The following is a 10,870-nucleotide window of genomic DNA, read 5'->3' as shown; positions in this document are numbered from 1 at the left end:
TATTTTAAACAATCAATTACCAATAAAAACATTTTACTATGAAGAGATTGATCGGAATATGTTTTTTTTTACTGAGCATAGGAATGTCAGCTCAGCAATTTACCATTGTGGGAGAAATCTATGACAAAGAAACCCAAAAGCCTGTGGAAGCCGCAACGGTTTTTGTGAGGACGGTAAAAGACTCTATCTTAGTGAATTATACTATTTCAGATGCCAAAGGTAAATTTACATTAAAAGGAAAGTCAAGTGATGATTTTTTGAATTTGATAATTTCCCATGTCGGAAATGCGACGTTTAAAAAGCGTATCGAAACTCCGAAGCCACGCCTTGATTTAGGAAAAATAGAGTTAGAAGCAAAAGCTTTTGAATTAGAAAGTGTCACAGTAACTTCGGAGGCAATTCCTATTACCGTAAAAAAAGATACATTAGAATTTAACGCTGACGCATTTAAATTGCGACCCGATGCTACCGTGGAGGAATTACTTAAAAATTTACCAGGAGTAGAGGTTGATGCCAGTGGAAATATAACTGTAAATGGGGTAGCGGTGAACGAGCTTTTGGTAAATGGGAAGCCTTTTTTTAATGATGTAAAAACAGCTACACGAAATCTTACAAAGGACATTGTGAAGAAAATTCAGGTAAGTGACACCAAAACTAAAGAGCAGAAATTTACTCGTCAGGAAAGTACTTCCGATAATAAATCAATTAATATTGTACTTAAAGAAGATAAAAATAAAGGTGTTTTTGGACGTGTAACGGCAGGTTATGGAACCAAAGATCGTTATGAATTCAGTGGCATTGGGAATTATTTTAAAGATAAAACTCGGGTGTCGGTTTTAGCAAGTTCCAACAATATCAATTCCGCAGGTTTTGAGTTTGATGAAATTTACGGAATGATGTCACGTGGATTTCGAGGAACACGAACCATTTCGATGTCGGGATCAAGTTTTTCGATTAATGGAGTTTCTTTTGGAGGAAGTAGCGAAGGTCTTAATGTTTCGCACTCCGCGGGTATGAATTATGCAGATACTTATGCAAAAAATATGGAAGTAGATGCAAATTACCTTTTTACACATTCAGATAATGAAAATCACACCAAGAGCCTGCGAGAAACAACTCTGCCCAATCGTCATTATTTTTCAGATAGAGAACATTGGGGTAATTCGTGGAATGATAATCATTCGGTACGAGCTTCCTTGGAATACAAATTAGATTCACTCACACAGATTGAGGTAAGCCCTAATTTAGGGATTAACAATGCACATAGCGGTAGCCGAAGTGTGGAGCAATCGTTGAACAGCAATCGTACCCTTGTCAATAGCAGTGAGTCCACCAACCAAGCTCAGACAAACAATGTGAATTTTAATAACTATGTTTCACTGCGTCGTCGTTTTAAAGGACGTGGTTTTTGGGGAATTGGCTTTGAAAACTCAAACAGTCGCTCGGAACGATTCCAACAAATTGATAATCGCACAGAGGTATTTGGGGCTAATCCTTCGGTGCAAGTTCGTGATCAACAACAAGAAGCTAACAACACAAGTGACCAGTATAGACTTCGAACGAGCTTTCGTTATCCCATAGCCAAGACTTTTTTTGTAAGAGGGGAATATGTTTTTTCGAAAACCAATATTAAAAACGATGTAGACACTTATGATGCAAATCAGAGTGGTAACTATGTGAACTTCAATACGGCGTTGAGTTCTGACTTTATTACCCAAAACACCCAACAGCGCCCATCGGTAGGATTAGAGTGGAATAAGGATAAAGTTCGATGGAGTGGAGGAGTGAGTTTGGTTAGTAATCGTATTGAAAATCAAGATTTCTTGAGAGAATTGGACTTAGATAGGACCTTTACCAATTTCTCAGTAGAAACCAGTCTTCGCTATGAGTTTCAACGCGGAAAGAATATGTCGGTTCGCTATGATTCCAGTACCCAAGTGCCGTCCGTAAATCAGCTACAACCCATTGATAATGTGAATAATCCTTTGCACACCTTCACAGGAAATCCCGATTTACGACCAACTTTTGAACATAGTATTCGAGCAGATTTTAGTAACTTCAACTGGGAAACCCGTACAGGATATTTTCTATGGTTCAATGCTTATTTAAACGAAGATAAGATTACTTCCATCACATTAACCAATGATGATTTGACCCGGAGAACCACTTACACCAACATTGATGGCGATTATTCCCTCATGTTTGGAATTGATTATAATAAATCCAATAAGTGGGATAAAAATAAGTTGAAATACGGCTTGGGTACTTTTTCAAGTATTCGAGAAAATAATCAATTCAGTAATGGGACTCGCTATGCTTTGACCAATTATTCTTTAAGTTTAAGAAGTTCTTTGGGATACGATTATGATGAAAAAATTAATATAGAACTGACCTATAATCCTGTGTTTAATGTAGCTCGCTATGATTCGAAAGTGTTTGAAAATCAGAATTACACACAACATCGTACAGGTTTGAGAATAACCTCCTATGTGCCTAAAAATGTGGTCGTCGGAAGCGATTTTTCCTACTCCTATTTGCCTTACATGGGCGAAGGCTTCCGCAAAGGGTACCTCTATTGGAATGCGAGTGTTGGATACAAATTCCTAGAAGATAAAGCAACGATTCAGTTGAAAGCCTTTGATATTTTGAATCAAACTGTCGATTCGTCTCGAATTATTACAGAGGATTATGTACAGGATTCTCAAAGGCTCATGTTGAAGCAATATTTTATGCTTACTTTTACCTATAAACTCAACAAAGTAGGAGGTAACAAAGGAAAAGGATCAAGAGTTATTCTATTTTAGTTATGATTAAAAAGCTAAATAAAACACACCTAAAATCAGGCAAGACTATCTTTATTTCAGGCTCAAAGTCTGAGACCAATCGATTATTACTTCTACAAGCTCTTTTTCCGCAGTTAGAAATTGTAAATATGTCCAATTCTGATGATTCCCAAGTGATGATTGCTGCCCTTGAAAAAGGAAATGGAACCATTGACATTCACCATGCAGGGACAGCAATGCGTTTTCTGACAGCTTTTTTTGCCTCACAAGAAGGGAAAGAAGTCGTTTTGACAGGCTCTTCACGTATGAAGGAACGCCCGATACATATTTTGGTTGAGGCGTTGCAATCCTTGGGAGCAGAAATTACCTATCTTGAAAGTGAAGGATTCCCTCCATTGAAAATTGTAGGAAGAAAACTTTGCAACAATGAGGTCAGCATTCCATCGGAAGTCAGTAGTCAATACATCTCAGCCTTGATGCTCATAGCTCCTTCTTTAGATAAAGGGTTGATAATTCGGTTGTTAGGAAAATCAACTTCTTTGCCTTATATCAAAATGACACTCCAACTACTTGATGAAATAGGAGTTACCACATCGTTTGACGGAACTACAATAGTGATACATCCACTACAATTGACTGTAAATAAAACACTTGTTGTAGAATCTGACTGGAGTTCGGCTTCCTATTGGTATTCTTTCATCGCCTTGTCGGAAGTTGGTACGAACATACATTTACAGAGCTACAAACAGCACAGTTTACAAGGAGATAGTATTTTGTCAGAAATATATTCGTTTTTTGGAGTAGAAACCATTTTTTTAGGCAATGAAATCCGTTTGCAAAAAAAACATACTCCAAAACAAAGCCATTTTTCGTGTGATTTACGAAATACTCCTGATATTGCACAAACTATTGCTATCACCTGCTTTGGCTTAGGACTTTCATGTGATTTAACAGGATTACATACGCTAAAAATCAAAGAAACTGATCGTTTACAGGCCTTAAAAACAGAGCTTACCAAACTTGGAGGTGTTGTTAGAGTTACCGCTGAATCTTTGCATTTGAACAGATGTAAAGAAATTCGTTCTAATATAGCAATAGATACCTACGATGACCACCGAATGGCGATGGCATTTGCCCCATTGTGTTTAAAAAGCAATATTACAATCAATAATTCAGAGGTGGTTTCCAAGTCGTACCCTGATTTTTGGAGCGATGTAGAGAGTATTATGGGTGATTAGTAAACATTGCAGAAAAACAAGTTCTTATGAAATGAAAAAACCTCCCTTTTTTAAGAGAGGTTTTTCGTTATATTCAATTTTGGAGATTATTTTTTCTTGCCTCCTTTTTCTGCTTTTGCAGCCTCTTGAGCAGCTTTCATTGCAGCACGTGAGATTCTCACCTGACAAACAACCGTATTGTCTGGATGCATTACTTTGTAATCGTCTTGTTGTAATTTCGTAACATAGAATTTTTGACCCATTTCCATACCAGAAATATCAACGTTTACGAAATCTGGCAATTTAGAAGGAAGAGCTTTTACTTTCAGTTTACGGTTAACAACACGCAACACCCCACCTGCCATAACTCCTGGAGAAGTTCCGGTAATTTGGATTGGCACCTCAATAGTGATTTCTTTGTTTTCATGTAATTGATAGAAATCGATATGAAGTATTTTGTCAGTAACTGGGTCAAACTGAATATCTTGCAAAATAGCACTATACGTTTTTCCCTCTAATTCAATCGTAGCAGTGTACACGTTTGGAGTGTAAACGATGCTTTTGAATGCTAAATCTGGTGCAGCAAAATGCAAAACATTGTCTCCTCCGTATAACACGCAAGGTACCTGTCCAGCATTACGTAAGGCTTTTGTTGCTGCTTTGCCCACGCTTTCTCTTTGAGATCCTTTGATTGTAATTGATTTCATTTAAAAAATATATTTAGTTATTAAATTATTTACATAATAAATTTTGAGCTAATAGAGTTGTTTTCATGTACGCGGTGCATCACTTCAGCAAACAAATCGGCACAACTCAATACTTTAATTTTGGGACTTTCCTGTTTCAAAGGAATAGAATCTGTAATGATAAGTTCCTCTAATTCAGATTTTTCTATTCTTTCATAAGCTCCACCGCTCAAAAGACCATGTGTAGCGACTGCACGAACGCTGATAGCTCCCCGTTCCTTCATTATTTCAGCTGCTTTTACCAAGGTTCCTGCAGTGTCAACCATGTCATCCACTAAAATTACGTTCTTTCCTTTCACCTCTCCAATAAGCTCCATCGTCTCTATGACATTTGCCTTCTTGCGTTGTTTGTAGCATATCACCACATCGCTGTTCAGGTACTTAGAGTAAGCGTAAGCTCTTTTTGAACCTCCCATATCGGGTGATGCCATGCACAAATTTTCAAGTCCTAAACTCTGAAGATGAGGTAAGAAAATGGTCGAAGCATACAAATGATCCACGGGACGTTCAAAAAAACCTTGGATTTGATCCGCGTGTAAATCCATTGTGATAATACGTGTAGCTCCTGCCGATTCCAAAAGGTTAGCCACTAATTTTGCTGCAATGGGCACTCTCGGTTTGTCTTTTCTGTCCTGACGAGCCCATCCGAAATAAGGCATCACCGCAGTGATGTGACGAGCCGAAGCTCTTTTGGCCGCATCCAACATTAGCAACATTTCCATCAAATTTTCAGAACTTGGGTTGGTTGAACCTATAATGAACACTCGGGTTCCACGTACAGACTCTTCAAATGAAGGTTGAAATTCTCCATCACTAAAACGAGAAATATTTACTTCTCCTAAGTGAGTTCCGTATTTTTCAGCAATTTTTTTTGCTAATTCAACACTTTGTGTACATGCAAAAATCTTAGATTCTGGTACAATATATGCCATAATAGTAAATAGATGTGTTGTACTTTTAATCGTAGTCTCTTTATCGTGGGTGCAAAGGTATGAATTTAAAAATAAACATTGATATTTTTTTTGTATTTTTTTTGCACATTTAAAAATCTTGTGTATCTTTGCACCCGAAATGATGAGGAAATAAGCCTGAGTGGCGGAATTGGTAGACGCGCACGACTCAAACTCGTGTTCTTCGGAGTGAGGGTTCGATTCCCTCCTCAGGTACAGTGTTAAAACCTTAATTTGTTGATAAACAACATTTTAAGGTTTTTTTGTTTTTGTAGTTAAAAAAAATATTTGAATACATCTAATGTTTTAACTCTAATTATTCTATTACAAATAAAATCAATTAGAAAAAGATGTTAAGTAGACGTAAAAACAAATAAGAAAATGATACTAAAGAAAATTAAAGGAGTAGCACCCGTGTTAGGTTTGAATTGTTTTGTTGCTGAAAATGCTACGATTACAGGAGATGTGGTTTTAGGTAATCAGTGTACTGTTTGGTATAATGCTGTAATTCGAGGTGATGTGAATACCATTCGCTTGGGAGATAAAGTTAATGTACAGGACGGAGCCGTCATTCATGCAACCTATCAAAAATATGCCACAACCATTGGTAACAACGTTTCAATTGGACATAATGCCATCGTTCACGGCTGTACTATTCACGATAACGTACTTATTGGAATGGGAAGTGTTGTTATGGATGGTTGTGTTATTGAAAGCAATAGTATCATAGCAGCAGGAGCGGTAGTTACAGAGCATACTCATGTTGAATCAGGAAGTATTTATGCAGGAGTCCCTGCTCGGAAAATAAAAACGCTTTCGAATGAACAAAAAGAAGGTATTCAAAGAACCGCCGATAACTATGTTAAATACGCTTCTTGGATTGAAGATGTATAACATTGAACCCTACTTTCTTTTATGTACATCATTGTAAATCAAGTGTATATTTTATTTTGTTTTAAATACAACAAAATAAAATGTTAAAAATTAACGAAGTTATAAGTAATTATGTAGCTTTGTGTTTAGTTTCTAACAGCATAACACTATGAGCACAAAACAAAACTATAAAAAAGCATTTATATTTGTTACTGCACTCTTTTTTCTTTGGGGGTTTTTGACCGTACTAATTGACTCGCTGATTCCTCGATTGCGAGATGTTTTTACCTTGAATTATTTTCAAGCTGGTTTGGTTCAATTTGCTTTTTTCACGGCCTATTTGTTATTGTCGATTCCAGCAGGTATTATTCTGTCGAAAATTGGATATAAACGAGGTATTATCTTAGGATTGTTAACCATGGCAACTGGATGTTTTTTGTTTTATCCAGCAGCATCTGAGCGCATTTTAGGTGTTTTCCTGTTAGCCGTTTTTATTTTGGCAAGTGGTATAACATTTTTACAAGTGGCCGCCAATCCATATGTTTCCATTTTGGGAGATGAATCGGGAGCTTCGAGCCGATTGAACCTGTCTCAAGCCTTTAATTCATTGGGAACAACGATAGCTCCTATTATTGGAGCTGTATTCATCCTAAGTGATCGTGTGAAAACGGAGGAAGAAATTGCTGTACTCTCTAGTGTTGAAAAAGAGGCCTATTATTTGACAGAAGCAGCTTCCGTGCAAACACCGTTTATTTGGATAGCTTCGTGTATCATAATATTAGCAACTGTTTTTGCTTTTGTAAAACTGCCAGAGGTAATTAGTTTGGATGCAAAACGTCACAGTTATGGAGAGTTATTTAAAAAGCGAGGGTTGATGCTTGGAGCAATTGGTATTTTTCTTTACGTAGGTGCAGAAGTAGCAATTGGAAGTTATTTAGTAAATTATTTTATAGATATAAATATCGTTCGTGACATCCTCGAAAATAGCACAATGCGCTCGCTGGTGAGTGGCATGGGAGGACTTTTAGGTAAAGCTGATCTAATTCATGGCGATCCAAAATCCATTGTAGGGATTTTTGTGATGTTCTATTGGGGAGGAGCCATGATTGGACGTTTCATCGGGGCATATCTAACCCAAAAAATAGCTCCATCAAAGGTGTTAATAGCATTCTCGTTGATTGCTATTCTACTGATTCTTGTTTCAATAAACACCGACGGATTGCTCTCTATGTGGAGTATTTTAGCGGTTGGTTTATTCAATTCAATTATGTTTCCTACCATTTTCACTTTGGCTTCTGAAGGATTGTCCGATTTACGTCCACAGGCTTCAGGTATTTTGTGTACAATGATTTTTGGAGGGGCTATTATTCCTCCTGTAATTGGCTTTTTCACGGATAACATAGGTTTCAGAATGGCTTTTTTAACCTTAGTAGTTTGCTACGGATACATTTTGTTCTTCGGATATTACAAACGCTACCATGTGGAGTAATTACTTAAAAATCAATTGAAACGAATAAAGTCAGAATATAATTAAGAAAACCTTTTCCACGAGAGAAAAGTCGCTAATCAAAGAGGAGTAATTTTTACTAAATTTTGATAGCTTTATAAAACTGACAATAAATATCTAAGGAAATTGACCTGATTTTTATGGAAATAAAAAGCCCTAAACTTTGTTTTACTAAAGTTTAGGGCTTTTGAAGTTTTCATACTTTACAATGATTCATTACTGTCCTAATATATAGGCAAAAATAAGTGGAGCTACGATAGTTGCGTCCGACTCCACAATGAACTTAGGAGTGTTAATATCTAATTTACCCCATGTAATCTTTTCGTTGGGAACTGCTCCTGAATATGACCCATAACTAGTTGTAGAATCTGAAATCTGACAGAAATATGCCCAGAAAGGTACATCAGTCCACTCCAAATCTTGGTACATCATCGGAACAACGCAAATAGGAAAATCCCCAGCTATCCCTCCTCCGATTTGGAAGAAGCCGACACCTTTTCCTCCTGAATTAGCTCTATACCATTCGGTTAAATACACCATGTACTCAATACCCGACTTGACTGTGGAAGCCTTCAAATTTCCTTTGATAACGTTTGAAGCAAAAATATTTCCTGTAGTAGAATCCTCCCAACCTGGGCAAACAATAGGTAAGTTACGTTCAGCAGCAGCTATAATCCAAGAGTTCTTTGGATCGATTTCGTAATATTGCTCCAATACGCCTGAGTTTACGACTTGATATAAAAACTCGTGTGGAAAATAACGTTCTCCATTCTTTTCTGCCTTGAGCCATACTTCTTCCAAGTGTTTTTGTAAACGACGGAAAGCTTCTTCTTCTGGGATACAGGTGTCAGTTACACGATTGTAATGATTCTCAAGTAAATCCCATTCATCTTGTGGAGTGAGGTCACGGTAGTTAGGTACGCGTTTATAGTGTGAGTGTGCCACTAAATTCATCACATCTTCTTCAAGGTTTGCTCCCGTACAAGAAATAATATCCACTTTCCCCTGACGAATCATTTCAGCGAGAGAAATTCCAAGCTCTGCAGTACTCATGGCTCCAGCAAGTGAAATCAACATTTTCCCGCCTTCCAAAAGGTGCGTTTCGTATCCTTTAGCAGCATCCACCAATGCAGCAGCATTGAAATGCAAAAAATTTTTCTCTATAAATTGAGAAATAGGTCCTTTATTCATTTCGAATCTTTTTTATGTTAGAAAACGCAAAGATAGAACATTTAATTCATATACAGAAATATACACAGGTTATTTTATTGAACTCCAAAAACTTAGGATACAATGATGTGTTTTTATAAAAAAACAGTTTATACAACTAACTGTCAGTTATTTAATATGTTTTTCCTTTTCTATATTGAATTCATAATTAATTTGTATTTTTGCCCGAAATTTTAAAAAGTTTACTATGGAGATTTTTATGATAAGGGCTGCTCAGTTGATTCTGAGTCTTTCGATATTGGTTGTTTTACACGAGTTAGGGCATTTTATTCCTGCCAAGGCTTTCAAAATGCGTGTAGAGAAATTCTATTTGTTCTTTGATGTCAAATTTTCTCTTTTCAAAAAGAAAATTGGCGAGACCATTTATGGTGTCGGTTGGTTGCCTTTGGGAGGATATGTCAAAATCGCAGGAATGATTGACGAGAGTATGGACAAGGAGCAAATGGCTCAACCGCCTCAACCTTGGGAATTTCGTTCTAAACCTGCATGGCAACGACTGATTGTGATGGTTGGTGGGGTTACCATGAATTTGTTGTTAGCTTTTTTCATTTACGCAGCTATTCTGTTTACCTGGGGTGAAAAACAAGTTAAGGAAGACGGACTTACAGGAGGGTTTGCTGTGAGTGAAGTTATGAAAACTTACGGATTCCAAAATGGAGATATCGTCACAGAAGTTAATGGAAATCCTTTAGGAAATTTATTGGATATCAATCGATATGTATTATTGCGAGACGTTGGCAATTTGAAAGTTAAAGGGTTAAATGGTGATGAACGTATGGTTCATTTACCGGATTCTATTGGTAAACAATTGTTTCACGCAGGAGAAATGATGGCATTTCGTCCACGATTGAAGCCTATTGTCGATTCAGTTTTAGTAGGTTTCCCAGCGGAAAAAGCAGGACTTCAAGCAGGAGATAAAATTATCTCTATCAATGATATTTCTGTGACCTATTATAGCGATGTGCAAGACATTATTAAGGTTTTTCCGAAAAAATCAACGATAATTGTGGGTGTGGAACGTAGCGGAAGAAAGGAATTTTTAGAAGTAACGCCTAATGACGAGGGTAAATTAGGTTTTTTTGCTACCCAGCTCGCTAATGTAGAATATACTCACAAAACATATACAGTTGCATCAGCTTTGTCGGAAGGGATTTCTTACGGCTATTGGACTCTCCGTGATTATATTTCTCAATTCAAGTTTATATTTACTAAAAAAGGAGCTACTGAAGTGGGCGGATTTGCTGCTATCGGAAAGATGTTTCCTGAAAAATGGAATTGGCACGCTTTCTGGCATACTACAGCATTGCTTTCCATCATGTTAGCTTTTATGAACATTTTGCCAATTCCTGCGTTAGACGGCGGACACGTCATGTTCTTGCTCTATGAGATGGTTACAGGACGCAAACCAAGTGATAAATTCTTGGAATATGCACAAATGGTAGGTTTTTTCATCTTGATAGGCTTACTACTTTTTGCTAATGGAAATGACATCTACAAAGCTATTTTTAAATAGTTTTTTGCATAATCAATCTTAGTTTTATTCATCAAATCCTCGTTTTTAACA

Annotated in this window: 8 protein-coding genes and 1 tRNA gene; 6 read left to right on the top strand and 3 right to left on the bottom strand. The window is 36.9% G+C overall.

The features are described 5' to 3' along the window. The first annotated feature begins 38 nt into the window (after window positions 1-38). Both ACF3OB_RS05435 and ACF3OB_RS05430 read left to right on the top strand, forming a co-directional pair. Entirely contained in the window at window positions 39-2,804 is a 2,766-nt protein-coding gene (locus ACF3OB_RS05435; protein ID WP_392448679.1) for an outer membrane beta-barrel protein, read from the top strand. Between the two features lie 2 nt (window positions 2,805-2,806). Further along, entirely contained in the window at window positions 2,807-4,021 is a 1,215-nt protein-coding gene (locus ACF3OB_RS05430; RefSeq protein WP_392448677.1) for a 3-phosphoshikimate 1-carboxyvinyltransferase, read from the top strand. Window positions 4,022-4,107: 86 nt separating this feature from the next. Here the strand turns inward: ACF3OB_RS05430 and ACF3OB_RS05425 are convergent, their stop codons facing one another. Continuing rightward, window positions 4,108-4,707, bottom strand: a complete 600-nt coding sequence (locus ACF3OB_RS05425) for a 50S ribosomal protein L25/general stress protein Ctc (protein WP_042008273.1) — start codon at window positions 4,705-4,707, stop codon at window positions 4,108-4,110. Between the two features lie 29 nt (window positions 4,708-4,736). Continuing rightward, window positions 4,737-5,678, bottom strand: a complete 942-nt coding sequence (locus ACF3OB_RS05420) for a ribose-phosphate pyrophosphokinase (protein WP_042008274.1) — start codon at window positions 5,676-5,678, stop codon at window positions 4,737-4,739. A gap of 154 nt (window positions 5,679-5,832) precedes the next feature. On the opposite strand from ACF3OB_RS05420, the gene ACF3OB_RS05415 reads away from it, so the two are divergent. The 3 genes from ACF3OB_RS05415 (at window position 5,833) to ACF3OB_RS05405 (ending at window position 8,058) form a co-directional block, all read left to right on the top strand. After that, a tRNA-Leu gene (locus tag ACF3OB_RS05415) sits at window positions 5,833-5,912 on the top strand. Between the two features lie 165 nt (window positions 5,913-6,077). Beyond that, window positions 6,078-6,590 carry a gamma carbonic anhydrase family protein gene (locus tag ACF3OB_RS05410; protein WP_095912216.1) on the top strand — a complete coding sequence of 171 codons (513 nt, stop codon included), beginning with the start codon at window positions 6,078-6,080 and terminating at the stop codon, window positions 6,588-6,590. Between the two features lie 148 nt (window positions 6,591-6,738). Beyond that, the gene (locus ACF3OB_RS05405) at window positions 6,739-8,058 is read left to right on the top strand and encodes a sugar MFS transporter (protein ID WP_095893821.1); all 1,320 of its coding nucleotides are present in this window, start codon (window positions 6,739-6,741) and stop codon (window positions 8,056-8,058) included. A gap of 234 nt (window positions 8,059-8,292) precedes the next feature. Here the strand turns inward: ACF3OB_RS05405 and ACF3OB_RS05400 are convergent, their stop codons facing one another. Further along, window positions 8,293-9,267 (bottom strand): deoxyhypusine synthase family protein, encoded by a 975-nt coding sequence (locus ACF3OB_RS05400; RefSeq protein ID WP_392448674.1) that lies wholly within the window; start codon window positions 9,265-9,267, stop codon window positions 8,293-8,295. 226 nt (window positions 9,268-9,493) lie between these two features. On the opposite strand from ACF3OB_RS05400, the gene rseP reads away from it, so the two are divergent. After that, a complete protein-coding gene (rseP, locus tag ACF3OB_RS05395; protein ID WP_392448672.1) occupies window positions 9,494-10,819 on the top strand; it encodes an RIP metalloprotease RseP in 1,326 nt (441 codons plus the stop codon). Window positions 10,820-10,870: the final 51 nt, after the last annotated feature.

The sequence above is a fragment of the Capnocytophaga canis genome (assembly GCF_043187445.1).
Classification (GTDB): Bacteria; Bacteroidota; Bacteroidia; order Flavobacteriales; family Flavobacteriaceae; genus Capnocytophaga; species Capnocytophaga canis.
Note: the sequence above shows the minus strand (reverse complement) of the source record. Positions and strands in the feature narration are given on the sequence as shown.